The organism is Arcobacter roscoffensis (assembly GCF_024267655.1).
Taxonomy (GTDB): Bacteria; Campylobacterota; Campylobacteria; order Campylobacterales; family Arcobacteraceae; genus Arcobacter_B; species Arcobacter_B roscoffensis.
The window spans coordinates 422,817-443,373 of the sequence record NZ_CP100595.1; the positions used below are offsets into that span (position 1 = coordinate 422,817).

The window sequence follows — 20,557 nt, forward strand, 5'->3', positions numbered from 1 at the left end:
ATGGATATTTTTCTTCAACAGTTAATTAATGGTTTAACTATAGGAAGTTTATATGCATTAGTAGCATTAGGATATACAATGGTTTACGGTGTGATGAGGTTAATTAACTTCGCACACGGTGACCTTGTTGCCTTTTCTGCTTATGTTGGACTTACTATTTTTACTCAATTTTATGGTTCAAATGCACTAAATATTGTAAACATTGTAATTGTATTTTGTTTAACAGCAATAGTAGTAGCATTCGTGGGTGTTCTTCTTGAGCGTCTTGCTTATAGACCTTTAAGAACTGCACCAAGGTTAAGTGCGGTAGTTTCTGCACTAGGTGCATCACTTGTTATTCAAAATGCAATTATGCTGATTTGGGGTCCAAATATGGAGATTTTCCCATCGAATATTTTCCCAGATACTTCGTGGACTTTTGGAACAGTAATTATTTCATTTACACAATTAGTAATTTTAGCTTTATCAGCAGTGTTAATGATAGGTCTTTATATCTTCATTAATAAAACAAAAGTTGGTACTGCAATTAGAGCAACTGCAATCGATCAAGATGCAGCAAAGCTTATGGGTATTAATGTAAATAGAATTATTATGACTATTTTCATTATTGGTTCTATGCTTGGTGCTATTGGTGGATTGTTTATTGGTGTTTACTATAGAGGTTTAACATTTGATATGGGATGGCTTTATGGTTTAAATGCATTTATTGCAGCAATTATTGGTGGAATTGGTTCAATTCCAGGAGCAATGCTTGGTGGATTACTACTAGGATTATTTAATGCAATGATTTCAGGATATGTTTCTACAGAATGGGCTGAAACGTTTACATTTATTCTGTTAATTGTAATTTTAATCTTTAGACCAACTGGTATTCTTGGTGAAAAAACAGCGGAGAAAGTATAATGATTAATAGAAATCTTTTAATAGCCTTTGTAGCAGTAATGGCAGTTTTCCCGTTTTTAGTTGATTCAGCTTGGTTATCAATTGGTATTACATTTTTAGTATTTGCAGTTGTGGCATTTTCACAAGATATTATTCTTGGACGTGCTGGTATTTTTAATATGGGTCATGCCATTTTCTTTGGTATTGGTGCATATACAACAGCTATTTTAAATGTACACTATGGATTAGAAATTATTGCAACAATACCTTTTGCAATTATATTTCCTATGATTGTAGCGGTATTACTTGCTGGTCCAATTATTCACTTAAGAGGGGATTACCTTTTAGTTGCAACTATTGGATTTAATATCATTTTTGAACAAGTTTTATCAAATGATATTTTTGGTTTAACAGGTGGTCCAAATGGTATTTTTGGAATTGATGTAGTAAGAGTATTTGGATATGAATTATGGTCTGATACTGCAATTTACTATATAGCATTTGGTTTACTTTTAATTACATTACTTATTATCAGAAACTTAGATACATCTGCATTTGGTAGAGCATTATACTATATCAATAAAGATGAGATTGCAGCAAAATCTATGGGAATAAATATCTCATATTATAAACTATTTGCTTTTGCATTAGGTGCTGCTATTGCAGGTGCTGCTGGTTCAGTATTTGCTATTCAGTATTCAGCTGTATCTCCTGAGTCATTTAACTTTATGCAATCAGTTATGTTCTTTGCTATTGTACTTGTAGGTGGTTCTGCATCACTTCCTGGTATTATCATAGGAACATTTGTAATGTTTGTATTACCTGAATTATTTACTGAGTTTGACGAAGCTAGATATTTAATCTTTGGTGCAGCAATGGTATTAACTATGATTTTAAGACCAAATGGTGTATGGCCAGCTAAATTTGGAATTGTTCCTAAATTTATCAAAGAAAAAGCAAATAAAAGCCAAGGAGAGAAATAATGGATTACGTATTAGAAATAGAAAACGTTTCAAAGTTTTTCCATGGTTTAGTTGCAATTGATGATTTAACAATCAAAGTAAAACCTGGTCAGATTTATGGAATTATTGGACCTAATGGTGCAGGAAAAACTACACTTTTTAACTGTGTAACAGGTATTTATACTCCTGAAAAAGGAAGCATTAAATACAAGGGTGAAAATATTACAGGAATGAGCCCTCATAAAATTGCCCAAAGGGGAGTTTTAAGAACATTCCAAAATATTAGATTATTTAAAGAGATGAGTGTAGCTGAAAATATTATGGCTGGTTGTCATACAAAGTCAACTCAAAAATGGTACCACTCAATTGTTCATACATCTGCTTACAGAGCTGATGAGAAAAAGCATTGGGAAAAAGTTGAAGAGCTAATGGAGTTTTTTGGTTTAACAAAATTTGCAATGCATGCAACAGGTGATTTATCTTATGGAGTTCAAAGAAAAGTAGAAATGGCAAGAGCCTTAGCTGCTGACCCAGAAATTCTAATCTTAGATGAACCAGCTGCAGGCCTTAATGAAAATGAAACTATTGAGTTAACAGCAATTATTCAAAAGATTAAAGAAATGGGTCTTGGAATAATGATGATTGAACATGACATGGATATGGTTATGAACTTAACTGATTATATTACTGTTATTAACTTTGGTAAAGAGATTTCTCAAGGTGAACCTAGTTTTGTTCAAAATGATCCAAAAGTTCTTGAAGCTTATATTGGTTCAGATGATGATGAGGAGGATGAATAATGGTAAATAATGAAGTATTACTGGATATTAAAGATCTTCATGTTTCATATGGAGCAATTGCCGCTATTAAAGGTATATCTTTACAAGTTAGACGTGGTGAAGTTGTAACAATTCTAGGAGCTAATGGTGCTGGGAAAACTACTACTCTTAGAACAATTTCAGGACTTTTAAAAGCAAAGTCAGGTCATATTATTTTTGATAAGAATGATATTACTTCTACTCCTGCTCATGATATTGTAACTTTAGGTATGAGTCACTCGCCAGAAGGAAGAAGAGTTTTTGGAACACTTACAGTTGAAGAAAACTTACACATGGGTGCTTATACTTTAAAAGATCATGATAAAGAAACATTAGAGTGGATTTATGACATTTTACCAAGACTAAAAGAAAGAAGAAAACAGCTTGCTGGAACACTTTCTGGTGGTGAGCAACAAATGCTTGCAATTGGTAGAGCTATTATGTCGAAACCAAAACTTTTAATCCTTGATGAACCATCACTTGGATTAGCTCCTATTTTGATTAAAGCAATTTTCAAAGCTGTAAAAGAAATCGCTCAAAGTGGAGTTACTGTTTTATTAGTTGAACAAAATGCAAAGGCTGCATTGAAATTAGCTGATAGAGCTTATGTACTTGAAGTTGGAAAGATTACTCATGCTGGAACAGCTGATGAGTTATTAAATTCAGAAACAATTCAAGAAGCATATTTAGGAAAAAAACATTAATTAAGAAGAAGAAAAATATTTAAGTAGCAAGAGGGGCATACTTGGCGGTTGCTCCCCTCTTACGAGCACAAATGAAAAGCGTGCGCTCTAAGCTACTTAAAATTCATTTAAAAAACAATAAATTTTAAGGAAAAATAGATGAAAAATGAACAAGAACTAATAGAATCGTCAATTAAACTTGCTGAGAAATGGCAAAGTAGAGCATCTGAGTTAATTACTGATTATGAAAAAGAGTTTCATGCTAAGATGAAAAATATGTTAGCACATCCAAAAGATAAAGTTCTTTTGATTGAGCTAATGGATCAGTCTTTTAGATGTGATGCAAATTCAAGAATTGCTGATCAGATTTTATTTTTATTTGAAAAGTATGGATTAGCAAAATTCTTTACTACAAAAGATAAAATATTATTATGGTTTTTTAAGAATATTGGGGTTTATTTACCTGATGTTTCGGTTCCATTATTTGTTGATCAAATTAGAGATGATACTAAAACTGTAGTTTTAAAAGGGGAAGAAGCACCTTTTAATAAGCACCTTAAAATGAGAAGAGAAGAGGGAACTAGAGTAAATGTAAACTTAATTGGTGAGGTTGTACTTGGAGAAGAAGAAGCGGAAGAAAGAATTGAAAAATATTTAAAAGCTTTAGAAAATCCTAACATTGATTATATTTCTATTAAAATTTCAACTATTTATTCTCAAATTAATCCATTAAATTTTGAAGGAACTGTTCAAACTTTAGTTAAAAAATTAACTAGAATTTATGAACAAGCTCAAAAACATCCTTATATTGCCCCAGATGGAAGTAAATCTAATAAATTTATTAACCTTGATATGGAAGAGTATAGAGATTTAGATATTACGGTTGAGGTATTTAAAAGAACTTTAGATTTACCACAATTCAAAGATTTCTATGCAGGAATTGTACTTCAAGCATATATTCCAGATTCATTTTTAGTTCAAAAAGATTTATGCCAATGGGCTAAAAAAAGAGTTGAGAATGGTGGACATCCTATCAAGTTTAGACTTGTAAAAGGTGCTAATATGGAGATGGAAGAAACAGAAGCATCTCAAAAACATTGGGAAATGGTAACTTACACAGATAAAACTGATACTGATTCAAACTATAAAAGAATGATTAGATATGCACTTGATTGCGAAAATGCAAAGTATATGCATGTGGGAACAGGTTCTCATAACTTATTTGAACAAGCATTTGCAGTAAGTTTAGCTGAAGTTAATAAAACTTCACAATATCATACAATTGAAATGCTAGAGGGAATGAGTGATTCAGCAAGACTTGCAATAAAAGAGATTTCTAAAAATGCTATTTTATATGGTCCTACAGCTTCAAAAGAGCAATTTACAAATGCAATTGCTTATTTAGTTAGAAGACTTGATGAAAATACAGGTCCAAATAACTTTATTAGATATTCATTTGGTTTAGAAGTTGGTTCAAGAGATTGGAAAATGCAAGAGCAACTATTTAGAAAATCTTTTGAAGCAGAAAAAACATCTTTTGTTGGTGCAAAAAGACAGCAAAATAGACTAGAAGAAAATTGGTCTGATTTTAAAGGTTCATCATATGATTTAGGTGAATATCATGCTGAAGCTGATACTGATTTTATTCTTCCAGCTAACCAAGAGTGGGCAAGAAATATTGTAAAAAAATGGAAGTTCTCAAAAGATACTGAACACAAAATCGCTCCTGTTGTAGTTGGTGGTGAGGATTTAGTAGGTGATAGAAATATTGTAGATGCTATTGATAAGTCTCAAGTAGAAGAGGGTGTTTTAGCTGGTAAGTTTGCAAATGCTACTGCTGAAGATTTAAAGAAAGCAGTTGAAGTTGCTAAAGCTGATGTTGACGGATGGAGAAGTTTATCTCATAAACAAAGACATGCGATGTTAAAAGAAGCTGCTATTAAAGTTAGAGAGAGAAGAGATGACTTAATTGGTGTTGCAGCTGCTGAGGTTGGTAAGATATTTACGGAAACTGATGTTGAGGTTTCAGAAGCAGTTGATTTTATTGAGTTTTATGCACATAGTACAGAGTATTGGGATAAATATGAGAACTTAGAGTTTAGTGGAAAAGGTGTAGGTGTAGTAGTACCACCTTGGAACTTCCCTGTTGCTATTCCTTTAGGTGGTGTAGCTTCTACTTTAGCTGCTGGTAATACTGTTATTATTAAGCCTGCATCAGTTGCTGCTTTAACTGCATATGAAATGTGTAAATGTTTCTGGGATGCGGGTATTTCTAAAAATATTTTACAATTTGTTCCTTGTCCAGGAAGACTTGCAGGTGAACATTTAATTGGAAATAAAGATGTTGATTTTGTAATTTTAACAGGTGGAGAAGATACAGCTTATAGTATGTTAGAAACTAGACCTGATTTATTCTTAACTGCTGAAACAGGTGGAAAAGATGCAACAATCGTTACAAATATGGCAGATAGAGAACAAGCTGTTAAAAATGTATGTTTAAGTGCATTTAATAACTCAGGTCAAAAATGTAGTGCAACTTCACTTCTTGTATTAGAAGAAGAGGTTTATAATGATAAGTCATTTAGAAAAGCTTTAGTTGATACTGCAAAATCTATGAGTGTTGGTTCTGTTTGGGACTTCTCAAATAGAATTGGTACTTTAGCAAACCCAGTTGGTGGAGCTTTAAAGCAAGCAATTAGTGAACTTGAAGGAAATGAAGAGTGGGCATTAGCACCTGAGTATGCTCAAGGTAATGAGTTTATGTTAAAACCTGCTATTAAGTGGGGAGTAGATGAGGGTAACTTTATTCATAAAAATGAGTTATTTGGACCAGTTCTTGCTGTTATGAAAGCAAAAGATTTAAAACATGCAGTTGAGATTGTAAACTCTACTGGATATGGATTAACATCAGGTATTGAATCACTTGATGAAAGAGAAGTTAAGTACTGGAAAGCAAACTTAAAAGCTGGTAACCTTTATGTAAATAGAGGAACAACAGGTGCAATCGTTCTTAGACAACCATTTGGTGGTATGGGTAAATCTGCAATTGGTGCAGGTAGAAAAGTGGGTATTTACAATTATGTTACTCAGTTTGTTGATTATAATGAGACTAAAACACCAAGTGTAAGTAGAAGATATAACTCTGATTTAGCAAGCTTTATTGAGTCTTGTGCAAAAACTCATAATAATAAAGAGGATTTTGAAAAATTAGGTCTTGCATTACAATCGTACTATGAAAACTATGAAAATGAGTTTTCTCAAGAAAAAGATTATTGCAAGGTAAGAGGTGAAGATAATCACTTTAGATATATACCTTTAGAAAATGTATTAATTAGAGTATCTTCTGATGATACACTATTTGAAGCCGTTTCAAGAATATTAGGTGCAAGAGTTGCAGGAGTTCATTTTAAAGTATCAATTGAAAATAATAAGCTTGTTAAGGATTTCTTAGAAGCTAATAAATCTGAGTTATTTACTTCAAGAGATGGTTTAGTTGAGCAAAGTGAAGAAAAGATGATGAAAAATATTTCTTCATATGATAGAGTTATTTACTCAGATATTGCAAAGGTTAGTCCTGCTGTATTTAAAGAGGCTAATAAATCAGTAACTTTCATAGTAAGACAAAAGCCAATGATGGAAGGAAGATTAGAACTTCTTAATTACTTCATTGAGCAATCTGTTTCTCACTCTTACCATAGATATGGAAATATTGGAGCAAGAGAACTTAACAAATAATAAGAGAGACTTCTCTCTTATTGTTTAAACCTTACAGTCTATAATATCTGTTGTTTCCTATCTTGTGATTATTATGGGCTGTAAGTTTTGAATAATAAAAATTAATAATAGATGTTTCATCACTTTTTAACTGCTTTACTTATATAATCTCAATATAAATTTAAATTTGGGAAAAATATGTTTAACACTTTATCAAATCTTATTGCACCTAACATCGCAATTGACTTAGGAACTGCAAATATTATTGTTACTACAAAAGATAAAGGGGTTATTATAAATGAACCCTCAGTAGTTGCAATTCAAAAAAATAACAAAGGGCAGGATAAGGTAATAGCTGTTGGTCTTGAAGCAAAAAGAATGCTTGGAAAAACACCTTTAAATATACGAGCAGTAAGACCCATGAAAGATGGAGTTATTGCTGATTTTGATACAACTGAGACTATGATAAACTATTTTATTCAAAAAGCTTATAAGAAAAACTTCTTTTTTAAACCAAAGATTATTATATGTATTCCACATGGAGTAACGCCAGTTGAGAGAAATGCTGTAAAAGAATCAGCAATAGCAGCAGGTGCTAGAAAAGTATATCTAATTGAAGAGCCATTAGCAGCAGCAATTGGAGCTGGGATTCCTGTAAATAGTCCTAATGGGCATATGGTAGTTGATATTGGTTCAGGGACAACAGAAATTGGTCTTACTTCCTTAGGTGGACTTGTTTTATGTAAAGCTACTAGAACAGCTGGTGATAAGTTTGATGCAAAGATAGTAAAATATGTAAAACAAAAATATAGTTTAACTATCGGTAATGAAGCTGCTGAAATAGTAAAGTTTGCTATAGGAACTGCTATTAAACTTGATAAACTTTTAACAGTTGAAGTTAAAGGAAAAGATAACTTTGGTTTTTTAAAAACAATTGAGATTAACAGTGAAGAAGTTAGAGAAGCAATAGAAGAGCCTTTAAAAGAGATTTCAAACTCTGTTAGAAAACTATTAGAGCAAATGCCACCTGATTTAGCTTCTGATGTTATTGATAATGGAGTGATTTTAACAGGTGGCGGGGCTCTTTTAAGAGGTATTGATAAGTATTTAGCCAATATTATTAAGCTGCCTGTTAATATAAGTGAAGATCCATTAATGGCTGTTTCAAATGGAACAACTGAAGTTCTTAAAAACATGGAACTTTTAAATCTCTTAGATGACTAAAATGAATAGTGATTTTTACAAAGAATTACAAAGTATTACTTCTATAAAAGAAATCAGTAAAAGTAGTAGTTATAAAGATATGCCTAGTGATTGGTATATTGTAGTAACTGATGTGAAAAACTCAACCATAGCTATTGAAAATGGTAAATATAAAGAAGTTAATATGGTTGGGGCTTTAAGTATTATCTCTATTTTAAATATAGATAAAACTCTTGATTTACCTTTTGTTTTTGGTGGAGATGGAGCTTTTATATTAATTCCAAAACAAATGTTAGAGCAAACAAAGCAAATTTTATTAGCAACTCAGAAAATCTCAAAAGAGAGTTACTCTTTGGATTTAAGAGTTGGTATTGTTCCTATTTCTAAAATCTATGAAAATAAAAAATCACTTTTAATTACTAAGCTAAAACTAAATGAAGATAGTTCTCAAGCTATTATAAAAGGTGGTGGTTTAGAGTATGCAGATGATTTACTTAAAAATAGCCAAGAGTTTCTAGTTAAAGATAAGCTGCTTGATTCAACTGTAGTTGATTTAGAAGGTTTAGAGTGTAGATGGGAAGCAATAAAATCACCCAAAGATGATACTTTAGCTGTAATGATTAAATGTAAAGATGATACTTACTATGAGAAGCTTTTATTTGATATAGAAAATCTTATTGGGGATAATAAAAAAAGATCACCATTAAGCAAGAAAAATTTAAATCTTAGTTTTAAAAACAATGATTTAAAAGTAGAAGCTAGTATTTATGAAAAGACATTTTTTAAAAAGTATATAAAAGTTTTAGGCTTTAAACTAATAAATCTAATAGGACTTGCACTTATGAGCTTTAAAGTTGACAAGTGGGGAGAGTATAAGGATAGGATTTTATCAACTATAGATGCTGAAAAATTTGATGACTTATTAAGAATGGTAGTTTCAACTAGCAGTGAACAAACAAATAAATTAAAAGAGTACTTAGAAAAAGAGTATAAAAGTGGAAATATTGTTTATGGGGTACATAAATCAAACTCAGCATTAATGACATGTCTAATCTTTGAAAGACATGGAAGACATACTCACTTTGTGGACTGCTCAAATGGTGGTTATGCAATAGCTGCAAAAGCATTTAAAAAAAGAGCTTTTATAAATAAAAGTCACAATTAGATATAATCTATTTAAATATAAGGATAGATTACTTGAAAGAACTTACAAACTATTATACAAACAAAGATATATTATTTAAAGAAATTGAAAAAGTAGAACCAAAAACTTTAGCTTCAAGAAAAAAAATAGAAATATATAGCGCAACAAGTGTTGACTCAAAATATTATGCAATTTTCAAATTTGATGCGAAAAGTAGATTTTTAAGAAAAAATGCTGATGAATTGATGGTTTTATGTGAAAAACTAGCTTCATATAAAGAACATAATTTTAAGAAAAAAGAACTAATTATCTCAAGTCCTTTATGCTCAAAAGCAAAAAAGTATTTAGAAGAAAACTCATGGAGTGTTAGAGTTGATTTTATGTGATATAGGAAATACAACTTTTCATTTTTTAATTAAGGGAAAACATAAAAGAGTAAGTTTAAAAGATGAAGTTCCTAAATTTAGAGAACAAATAGTTTTTGTATCTGTTAATAAAAAAGCTACAAAGAAACTTCTAAAAGTAAATCCAAGTGCTATAAATATAAAAAAATATTTAAAATTTGAAACTGATTATATAGGTCATGGAATAGATAGAGCCTTGGCTTGTGTATATGAAAAAGATGCAGTTATAGTTGATGCAGGAAGTGCTATTACTGTTGATATTATGTGCAAAGGAGCTCATAAAGGTGGCTTTATAATGCCTGGATTTAGAGCTTTTATGAAAACTTATCCAAAAATATCTAAAAAACTAAAGTTTGATTTTGAAAAAAATATAAATTTAGATAAAATACCGCTTCAAACAAAAGATGCTATACAATATGCTATGTTAAAATCCATTATTTTACCTATAAAAGAGATAAGTAAAGATAAAAAAATAATATTCACAGGTGGAGATGGAAAGCTTTTAAGCCAATATTTTAAACATAGTATTTATAAAAAAGATTTAATATTTGAGAACATGAAAAGGATTATTGATGCTAACGATTGCATTGCCTAAGGGAAGAATTGCCAAGGAGACTTTAGCCAAGTTTGAGAAAGCTTTTGGTGAAGAGTTTGTATTTGAAGATAGAAAGTTAATACTTGAAAAAGCTGGTTTTAGATTTTTAAATGTAAGAAATCAAGATGTACCAACTTATGTAATGCATGGGGCAGCTGACTTAGGTGTAGTAGGACTTGATGTATTAGAAGAAAAAGAGTATGACTTAATCAAACTACTTGATTTAGAACTTGGTAAATGTAAGGTTGCCTTTGGTTTAAGAAAGGGCGAAGAGCTTGACTTAACTAAAAGTAAAATTACAGTTGCTACAAAACATGAAAAAATTGCAAAAAAATTCTTTGAAGAAAAAGCAATGGCTGTTGAGATTATTAAACTTTATGGTTCTATTGAACTTGCACCTTTAGTTAATCTTTCTGATTGTATTGTTGATATTGTAGAAACTGGTGAAACTATGAAACAAAATGGACTTGAAGTAGGACCTACTATCATGGAAAGTTCAGCTCACTTAATAGCTAATAAAAATGCATTTTATGCTAAAAAAGATTTAATCTTAGATTTAAAAGAGAAGATAGAAGAAGTACTTTAATGGGATTAGATTTATACTCAAAAATTGAGCCTTATCTAGATTTTGAAGATGAGGTTTATACTCTTCACAGACAGTTTATGGAGTTTGTGATGGTAAATGAACTTGACAATATCATAGATATAGGATGCGGTCAAGGATACTTTTTAGAAAACCTTAGAATCAATGGGAAAACTGCATTTGGTACTGATCTAAGTCTTGAGCAAATAAAAGTGTGTAAAGCAAAAGGTTTAGAAGCAAGTGCCATACCTTTGGAGAAAGTAGAAAAAAAATATGATTGTGCAACAGCTATTTTTGATGTATTAAATTATATGGATAAAGAGTACTTAGAAACTTTCATAAAAGATGTATCAAAGGTTTTAAATAAAAATGGCTACTTTATGTTTGATGTAAACTCTTATTTTGGATTTGATGAAATAGCGCAAGGGTGTATAACTATGGATTTAAAAGATAAATTCATATCAATTGATGCGATTTTTGAAGATGAAAAACTACAAACTAACCTAACACTTTTTACTAAACAAAAAAACAATCTTTTCTCAAAAGAAGCTGATTTTATAGTGCAAGAGTATCACTCAAAAGAGTTCTTAAAAAATATTCTTGAGTCAAATGGCTTTAATGTTCAGGAGATTAGAGAATTTAACTTACATTGTGAAGAAGAATCTGATAAACTTATTTTTATTTGTAAGAAAAATTAATAATTTTTAACTAGGCAACTTCTAGGCAACTTTTTTACTTTATAATTAAAGTATATGAATATTATCTAGAAGGAACTGCCATGATCAAGTTACTAGTTAGACAAACAAATGGAGAAATCCAAGAACAAGAAGTTCAAAATAATATGAACTTTCAGCCCTTAGAAGGGGAGCAATTCTATTTTGTAGGTGCTGATAATTATACATTTAGCCTATCATCAGATGAAAGTTCAGTAATCTTAGTATTAGATGATAAAGGTGAAAAAGTTCAAATTGTTTTAGACAATATGGCTGACTTAATTAAATCAAATGATTCTACAAATGTTTTCTCATTAAATACTGCTTTAGGTGTTTCATCTACTACAGATGGGGATCAGGAGATTATAAAAACACTAAATAATCCTACTCTAGAAAACAATCAAATCCTAGACCTTTTAAAAGATGATTTATCAAATAGTACTATGGCAGAAATTGATGGTGCAATAATTGATGACTTTGGCTCTTTAGTTGAAAATTTAGATGCAGCAGCAGCTGGTGGGAATCAAGGTGAAGCATATTTAAATATTGTTGAGACTAGAGGACAAGATTCAACTCCTGCTGATACATCAAGAAGTGAAAGAATTGATGAAGATACTCCAGATGAAGATACAGAGGATACAGAGGATACAGAAGACACTGAAGATACACCACCTCCTCCAACAAATGATGATGAAGCTGAATTAACAGAAGATACTGTACCAGAAGACACAACAGATGAAAGTACAGTAGATGAAGATACAAGAGATATAATTCCAGAAGATACAACAGATGAAAGTACTGTAGATGAAGACACTACAGATACAATTCCAGAAGATACGACTGATGAGAATACTGTTGATGAAAATACAATGGATGCAATTCCAGAAGATACAACAGATGAAAATACTACTGACGAAAACACAATAGATGAGATTCCAGAGGATACTACACCTGAAAATACAGTAGATGAAGACACTACAGATGAAAATACTATAGATGAAAACACAACAGATGAAGTACCAGAAGACACAACAGATGAAAATACAGTAGATGAAAACACGACTGATGAGGTGCCAGAAGATACAACAGATGAAAATACAATAGATGAAAATACTACTGATGAGATTCCAGAAGATACAATAGATGCAATACCAGAAGATACAACAGATGAGAATACAATAGATGAAAATACTACTGATGAGGTACCAGAAGATACAACAAATGAGAATACTGTAGATGAAGATACAACAAATGAGGTACCAGAAGATACAACAGATGAGAATACCGTAGATGAGAATACTACAGATGAAGTACCAGAAGATACAATAGATGAGAATACAGTAGATGAAAACACTACTGATGAGGTACCAGAAGATACAACAGATTTTGTACCAGAAGATACAACAGATGAGAGTACAGTAGATGAAGATACAACAGATGAAGTACCAGAAGACACAACAGATGAAAATACAGTAGATGAAAACACTACTGATGAGGTACCAGAAGATACAGTAGATGAAAATACAGTAGATGAAAATACTACTGATGAGATACCAGAAGATACAACAGATGAGAATACAGTAGATGAAGATACAACAGATTTAGTACCAGAAGATACAACAGATGAGTCTACAGTAGACGAGAATACTATTGATGAAGTACCAGAAGATACAACAGATGAAAATACAACAGATGAAGACACTACAGATTTAGTAGCAGAAGATACAACAGATGAGTCTACAGTAGATGAAGATACTACAGATTTAGTAGATGAAGATACAACAGATGAGTCTACAGTAGATGAAGATACAACAGATTTAGTACCAGAAGATACAATAGATGAAAATACTACTGATGAAGATACAACAGATTTAGTACCAGAAGATACAATAGATGAGAATACAGTAGATGAAGACACTATAGATTTAGTACCAGAAGACACAACAGATGAAAATACAACAGATGAAGATACTGAAGATACAGAAGATACTGGACCAGAAGATACAATTTATGAAGAATCAACGCCAGAAGATACATCATATGATACTAATGAAGGTCCATATGCAATTTCTCATGCAGTGTTAAAATTAGCAGATGGAACTACAGTTAAAATTGATGAATATACACAAGGTAGTGAAACTAAAGAGTATAGTGACCCTGAAAAATATTTTGATGCAATTGAAAATGAATATGGTTCACCTGTAGTTGATTATATAATAAAAGCTAGTACAAACTATTATGATAAAGAAGGTAATGAGATAGATCTTGATGATATCACTTGGGTTGAGCAAAAAAAGAATGGTTCAGATGCAACAGATGAATCAATAAATAAGTCTTCATTAACTTCTGATAATTCTGATACAACTGAAGATACAGTAGATGCTACTGAAAGTTGGGTTAATGGAGATAATGAAAAAGTAGATGAAGATACTTCTGATAATTCTACGGAAGTAGTTTTAAAAGATGCTTGGAATATAGATACAAGTTATGACATCCCAGAAGATACTGTAGATGAAGATACAACAGATGAGATTCCAGAAGATACTACAGATGAGTCTACAGTAGATGAAAACACTACTGATGAAATCCCAGAAGATACAATAGATGAGAATACAGTAGATGAAAACACTACTGATGAAATCCCAGAAGATACGACTGATGAGAACACTGTAGATGAGAATACTACTGATGAAATCCCAGAAGATACAATAGATGAGAATACAGTAGATGAAAACACGACTGATGAAATACCAGAAGATACAATAGATGAAAATACAGTAGATGAAAACACTACTGATGAAATACCAGAAGATACAACAGATGAGAATACAGTAGATGAGAATACTATTGATGAAATACCAGAAGATACGACTGATGAGAACACTGTAGATGAAAACACGACTGATGAAATACCAGAAGATACAACAGATGAGAATACAGTAGATGAGAATACTATTGATGAAATACCAGAAGATACAACAGATGAGAACACAGTAGATGAAAACACGACTGATGAAATACCAGAAGATACAATTGATGAAAATACTACTGATGAGAATACTATTGATGAAGTACCAGAAGATACGACTGACGAGAACACTGTAGATGAAAATACAATTGATGAGGTACCAGAAGATACAACAGATTTAGTACCAGAAGATACAACAGATGAGTCTACAGTAGATGAGGATACAACAGATACTGTACCAGAAGATACAACAGATGAGAGTACAGTAGATGAGAATACAACAGATTTAGTACCAGAAGATACGATTGATGAGAATACACTAGATGAGAACACTACTGATGAAGTGCAAGAAGATACAACAGATTTAGTACCAGAAGATACAACAGATGAAAATACTACTGATGAAGATACAACAGATTTAGTACCAGAAGATACAACAGATGAGAATACAGTAGATGAGAATACAATAGATTTAATACCAGAAGATACAATAGATGAAAGTACAATAGACGAAGATACAATAGATGAAAATACTACACCAGAAAATAAAGTAGATTTAATACCAGAAGATACAACAGATGAGAATACAGTAGATGAAAACACGACTGATGAAGTTCCAGAAGATACAACAGATGAGAATACAGTAGATGAAAACACGACTGATGAAGTTCCAGAAGATACAACAGATGAGAATACAGTAGATGAAGATACAACAGATGAAGTACCAGAAGATACAACAGACGAAGATACAACAGACGAAGATACAACAGATGGCTATGAGAAATATTTTGATGGTGATGGTAATGAAGTAACAAATAGTAATCCAATAGATTTAGGAGAAGGCTTTGATAAAATAGAAATAAATCTTAATGATAGCGATATGGTAGATGTAAGTGATATTGCTAGTAAATTAGGAAATATAGAAGTTCTAGACTTTACAGATGAAAAAGAACAGAAAATTGATTTAAATATTGAAGATATTATTGATATTACAGATGATGATAATGAGCTTGTAATAAAAGGTGATGATGGAGATGAAATTAATTTAGAAGACTCATCTGATTGGACTAAAAGTGACACTTCAACTACTGTTGAGGGTGAAGATGGTGAATTCTTTGAATATACGAATAATAATGTAACAGTTTTAATAGAAAACGATGTGGATGTAGATGACATCTAATAGTTATATTATATTAATAACAAACAAGCTACAATTTCCTTGTTTGTTATTTTATTTCAAACAAATCACTAATAACAGGCTAATAAATGGATAAAAAACTATCTGAAAAAATCTCCACTGCAATTATCTCTTTAGACACAATGAGAAAAACTGTATATGATAAATTTTCAAAAATGGCACATTTACAAAATAAGAATTATTTAGAGATTTGGAGTCATTATCCAATGTGTGGTAAAGGAAATTTTAATCCAAAAACAATGGTTAAAGAGTCTTCAATTATAGAGTCTTATTTATTATTAAACTATCTTCGAAAAGAAAATATAAATTGTAGGTTTTGGTATAACAATGCATTGTTTATTTATAATGAAAAGTTATTTAGAATTGTTGGAAAAGATATTATAGAGGTTGATTTAAAAGGTTTGTATTATTTTAGTCTTAGAGAATCATTCTCTCATCCATTCTTTTCAATACTAGAGATTCTTCTTGAACAAAATAACGGAAAATTAGCAAAACCAAATAAAGCAACAATGGTAAATGTTGGATGTATGAATAAAATGCATGCTTTAAAACGTCTTTATAAAACTAGAAGTAAATATATTCAAGATGTAATAATTCCTTATAACCTACAAGCAAGTGACTATCCAGTTTTTATGGAATTTATAAAGAAAAATTTAGGAAATAAAATAGTTTTTAAAAATGATGGTATTCAAGAAGGAAAAGGTGTAATATTTAAGAATATTGAAAACAAAATAGACTACCCTGAGCTTAAAAAGTCTTTATCTATTCATAAGCATAGACAAAGAGAACTTCTTATAACACCAGCATTTGATATAAAAGATGAATATAGATGTTACTTTACAAATTATGATGAGAATGCAAAAGTTTTTTCAATTAAACAAAGACAAAATTTAACAGATGAAGAAGAGTATTATGAGAAGGAACATATTCATATTAATGTTAATATGAAAGTGAAATGGCATGAAGTAAAAAATAATAGTAACAAATTCGAATTTGCTTCAAATATTGCTAAGGAAATGATAAGACTAATGGATTATGATACTGGTTGTATTGAGTTTGCTATTACAAAGGAAGATAAAATAGTGTTTTTTGAAGTAAATCAAATGGCAGGTCCTTTACCATTTGAAGGTGATGATACAACAAATATCAATGATTTTTATCTTTCTATATTTGATGAGATGGTAAAGTAAGATAATATGACACAAAAAAATTTGATAGATAAACTTGAAAATGAAAATTTAGAGTTGAAAAAATTATTAATTGAAGAGAAGAAAAAAAATAAAATTAAAGATGAATTATGTATCCAACAATCTAAAATGGCTGCAATGGGTGAGATGATTGGAAATATTGCTCATCAATGGAGACAGCCCTTGATGGAGTTGTCTTCTGTACTAATGGTATTAGAATCAAAGATTGAACTTAATGGAAAGATTTCAAATAGTGAGGTATTAGAAGCTATAAAAAAGTCTGATAAACTTACAAAACATATGTCAAATACAATTGATGACTTTAGAAGTTTTTTCTCTAAAGAAAAAGAAAAAGTGAAGTTTATAATTTCTGATCAAATAAAAAGAGTTGTAAATATATTAAGTACAACTTTAAATAATAAAGATATAAAAGTAAATATTGTTATTAAGTCGAACCCTATAATATTGGGTTTTAAAAATGAATATTCACAAGCCTTAATTAATATAATAACTAATGCTAAAGATGAACTAATAAATAGAAAAATTGAAAATGGACATATTGATGTAAAGGTTTATGAAGAAAATGGCTTTTGTATAACTGAAGTATCAGATAATGCAGGAGGGATAAAACCCGAATACATAAATGAAATATTTAAACCATTTGTTACATTTGATAAAAAAAATGGAACAGGAATAGGTCTTTTTATGACGAAATTAATTGTTGAGAATAATATGAATGGAAAAATAGTCGTTCAAAATGAAAATAATGGAGCAAAATTCAAAATCTCTTTACCTATTAAAAGTTAGAAGCATTTTAATTGATATCCAATACCTGAAATATTTAAGATTGATTCTTTCCCTATTTTTTTTCTAAGTTTTGTTAATACAGACTTAAAAGCTCCTTCTGTTGCTTCAAATTCATCTTCCCATAAATGAACTTTAATCTCTTCTTTTGTAACAGTTCTATTCTTATTCTCATATAAGTATTCTAGTAGAAGTATCTCTTTATTTGTAATATCTTTTCTATCACCATTTCCAAAAAGTTGTTTTTTTGTAATATCATATTTTATATTATTTGGAAAATTGGCTATAATTCCATTGTGTTGTAGGTACTCTTCAGTAGCCTTAAATAGGGCATTTTTTAAATCTGTTAAATTTATAGGTTTTAATAAATAATCAGTTAGTTTTAGTTTTGTTGCATCAAGTAATAAGTTTGTTTCAGTATGTGAAGTCAATAAAATAACTGGAATATATTTATTTTCTTCTCTTATTATTTTTATTAGTTCAATTCCAGAAAGTTCCGGCATATTTATATCACTAATTATTATGTCAATTTTATTTTTTTTATAAATTTCCAAGGCTTCAGTTCCATTTTTCCCTGTTATAACACTCTTTGAGAACATTGATAAAACTTTTGAAATATTTTCTCTTATCTCTTTTTCATCTTCAATATAAAGAATATTAAGTGTTTTGATAAGTTCTAAATCATTATTTATTGACATAAAAAGTGCCCCTTAGTTCTTAATTTAAATGCTTTATTACAATATTATAACTAATTAGAAGGTAAATTAAGCATAAATCAAATACAATATAACAAATAATGTAAATAATTTTATAGTTGGGGTCTAATGTGTACTAAAAATATCAAAATAACTACGTTATCTTTTTTCTTAGCAACAAGTTTAAATGCAATAACATTAAAAGAAACAGTTTTAAGCGTTATTGATAGTAATGCAGATGTATTATCCGAGAAGTTTAATAAAGAAGCATATAAAAAATATGTTGATGAAGAAAAAGGCGATTATTTACCTACTTTAGATTTAGATGCTTTTATTGAAGAATCAAAAACAACTTTAAATAGAGATAGTCAAGCTAATGATCCTACAACTGCAAAAAAAGATGGATGGAATGCTATTTTAAGATTTGAACAGGTTTTATATGATGGTGGAAGAACACCAAGTGAAGTAGAAGAGTTTAGACATAGTTATATATCAAATAAATATAGAAGTGATAGAAGAGTTGAAGAGATAGTTCGTAGTGCAGTTGATAGTTATTTGAATTTAGTAAAGTATCAAGAACTTATAGATATTTCAACTCATAGTGTAAATGTACATGATGACTATTTAGTGATTGCTCAAGAAAAAGAAGAGATTAGTGGAGAAGTTTTAGAGAGCTATCAGGTTAATTCTAAAAAGCATTTTGTAATTGATAGACTAATGGAGCAAAAAATTGATAATACAAATGCTTTAAACACTTATGAACAACTAACAAACCAAGAAATCTCTGGAAATATATGTAGACCAATTATAAATGAAAAGTTAATTCCTAAAACTTTAGAAAAGACTATTGAAGAAACTATTAGAACTAATACAAAAATATTAGAAGTAATTTCAAAAGTAAAAGAACAAAGAGAAAATTATATTCAATCAAATGCAGCAAATCTCCCAAATCTTAAATTTCAATGGCAAATGTCTTGGGATGATGATTTAGCTGAACCAGAAGATGGAAGAGAAGATATAAATAGAGTAAGACTAATTTTAAATTGGAATTTATTTGAAGGTGGAAAAACAAAAATAGCAAAACAAAGAGAAGAGCTATTTTTAAAAGAACAACAAAAAGTATTGGATAATACAATAAAAGAAGTTGTTAATGAAGTTAAAACAAGTTATAAAAACTATTACGCAAAAAAAGCAAAAATAGAAAACCTAAAAAAATATGTTCAAGATAATAAAAATATTAAAGAAGTTTATTTAAAACAGTTAGAAGATGGAACAAGAACATTTATTGATATCTTAAATGCAGAATCTGAGTACTTTAGGTCTCAAATTGATTCAATAGAAGAAGAGTATGAGCTTTTTGCTATTTACTATGATTTATTAATGCAAAGAAATATCCTATCAGATTCTATAATAAATTCAAAAATACAAGTGTGTCCTACTTTTGAAAGTATATCTGTAAAAGCAAAAGAGGATAAGAAAGTTAATAAAGAAAAAGAAGAAAAGTTAGATTCTGATTTAATAGATTTACTTGATAATGGATTATCAGAGGAGAAAGAAGAAAAAAAACCTGAACTAAATAATACAAATTTAGATGAAGAGATAAATAACTTAATTTTCGAAGAAATACCAGCTTCTTATATTTCAAAAGATGAAAAAAGTGATAGTTTAAATTTAGAAGATGATTTACAAATAGAAGAAAAAAATAATGTTTTAATAGAAAACTCACCAATTCTTCAAGGAAAATATACAATTAATATCGCAACACTTAAAAGTGATGAAGATATACAAACATTTTTAACTAAAATGAAACTTGATAATAAAAATATTATTTTGTACAATACAAATAATAGAACAAAAGTTTTATATGGAAACTATGAAACCTCAAGTGAAGCTTTAGATAGTTTAAAAAAGTTTTCATTAGAGTTATTAGAAAAAAATGTATACATTGATACTTTAGAAAAGCATAGAAAAATATTAAAAAAATATAAAACTGTAAATAAGTAG

General features: G+C 29.8%; 16 protein-coding genes. 15 read left to right on the forward strand and 1 reads right to left on the reverse strand.

The genetic code is table 11. From position 1 onward, the window contains the following. The 14 genes from NJU99_RS02130 (at position 1) to NJU99_RS02195 (ending at position 17,861) form a co-directional block, all read left to right on the forward strand. The gene (locus NJU99_RS02130; RefSeq protein ID WP_254577089.1) at positions 1-903 is read left to right on the forward strand and encodes a branched-chain amino acid ABC transporter permease; all 903 of its coding nucleotides are present in this window, start codon (positions 1-3) and stop codon (positions 901-903) included. Further along, positions 903-1,865: a branched-chain amino acid ABC transporter permease gene (locus tag NJU99_RS02135; protein WP_254577090.1), complete on the forward strand. Its 963-nt coding sequence runs from the start codon at positions 903-905 to the stop codon at positions 1,863-1,865. Before NJU99_RS02130 ends, NJU99_RS02135 begins: the two co-directional genes overlap by 1 nt. Continuing rightward, on the forward strand, positions 1,865-2,644 hold the full coding sequence (locus tag NJU99_RS02140) for an ABC transporter ATP-binding protein (protein ID WP_254577091.1): 780 nt from the start codon (positions 1,865-1,867) through the stop codon (positions 2,642-2,644). The genes NJU99_RS02135 and NJU99_RS02140 overlap by 1 nt, the downstream gene beginning before the upstream one ends. Next, positions 2,644-3,366, forward strand: a complete 723-nt coding sequence (locus tag NJU99_RS02145) for an ABC transporter ATP-binding protein (RefSeq protein ID WP_254577092.1) — start codon at positions 2,644-2,646, stop codon at positions 3,364-3,366. The genes NJU99_RS02140 and NJU99_RS02145 overlap by 1 nt, the downstream gene beginning before the upstream one ends. Positions 3,367-3,504: 138 nt before the next feature. Next, positions 3,505-7,080, forward strand: a complete 3,576-nt coding sequence (locus NJU99_RS02150) for a proline dehydrogenase family protein (protein ID WP_254577093.1) — start codon at positions 3,505-3,507, stop codon at positions 7,078-7,080. Positions 7,081-7,257: 177 nt separating this feature from the next. Next, positions 7,258-8,283 (forward strand): rod shape-determining protein, encoded by a 1,026-nt coding sequence (gene mreB, locus NJU99_RS02155; RefSeq protein ID WP_254577094.1) that lies wholly within the window; start codon positions 7,258-7,260, stop codon positions 8,281-8,283. 1 nt (position 8,284) lies between these two features. Further along, the gene (locus NJU99_RS02160; RefSeq protein ID WP_254577095.1) at positions 8,285-9,427 is read left to right on the forward strand and encodes a DUF3095 family protein; all 1,143 of its coding nucleotides are present in this window, start codon (positions 8,285-8,287) and stop codon (positions 9,425-9,427) included. A gap of 32 nt (positions 9,428-9,459) precedes the next feature. Continuing rightward, positions 9,460-9,792, forward strand: a complete 333-nt coding sequence (locus NJU99_RS02165) for a hypothetical protein (protein WP_254577096.1) — start codon at positions 9,460-9,462, stop codon at positions 9,790-9,792. Continuing rightward, complete coding sequence (locus tag NJU99_RS02170; protein WP_254577097.1) at positions 9,770-10,405, forward strand: type III pantothenate kinase; 636 nt, start codon at positions 9,770-9,772, stop codon at positions 10,403-10,405. Before NJU99_RS02165 ends, NJU99_RS02170 begins: the two co-directional genes overlap by 23 nt. Further along, positions 10,383-10,991 (forward strand): ATP phosphoribosyltransferase, encoded by a 609-nt coding sequence (hisG, locus tag NJU99_RS02175; protein ID WP_254577098.1) that lies wholly within the window; start codon positions 10,383-10,385, stop codon positions 10,989-10,991. Before NJU99_RS02170 ends, hisG begins: the two co-directional genes overlap by 23 nt. Beyond that, entirely contained in the window at positions 10,991-11,686 is a 696-nt protein-coding gene (locus NJU99_RS02180; protein WP_254577099.1) for a class I SAM-dependent DNA methyltransferase, read from the forward strand. Before hisG ends, NJU99_RS02180 begins: the two co-directional genes overlap by 1 nt. Positions 11,687-11,766: 80 nt before the next feature. After that, the gene (locus NJU99_RS02185) at positions 11,767-15,849 is read left to right on the forward strand and encodes a midas domain-containing protein (RefSeq protein WP_254577100.1); all 4,083 of its coding nucleotides are present in this window, start codon (positions 11,767-11,769) and stop codon (positions 15,847-15,849) included. 86 nt (positions 15,850-15,935) lie between these two features. Continuing rightward, on the forward strand, positions 15,936-17,057 hold the full coding sequence (locus NJU99_RS02190) for a hypothetical protein (RefSeq protein ID WP_254577101.1): 1,122 nt from the start codon (positions 15,936-15,938) through the stop codon (positions 17,055-17,057). Positions 17,058-17,063: 6 nt separating this feature from the next. Beyond that, the gene (locus NJU99_RS02195) at positions 17,064-17,861 is read left to right on the forward strand and encodes a sensor histidine kinase (protein WP_254577102.1); all 798 of its coding nucleotides are present in this window, start codon (positions 17,064-17,066) and stop codon (positions 17,859-17,861) included. On the opposite strand, the gene NJU99_RS02200 is transcribed toward NJU99_RS02195, so the two are convergent. Continuing rightward, entirely contained in the window at positions 17,858-18,556 is a 699-nt protein-coding gene (locus tag NJU99_RS02200) for a response regulator transcription factor (protein WP_254577103.1), read from the reverse strand. The two genes, NJU99_RS02195 and NJU99_RS02200, sit on opposite strands and share 4 nt — an antisense overlap. Before the next feature lie 126 nt (positions 18,557-18,682). On the opposite strand from NJU99_RS02200, the gene NJU99_RS02205 reads away from it, so the two are divergent. Next, positions 18,683-20,557, forward strand: coding sequence for a TolC family protein (locus NJU99_RS02205; protein WP_254577104.1), 1,875 nt, complete (start codon positions 18,683-18,685; stop codon positions 20,555-20,557).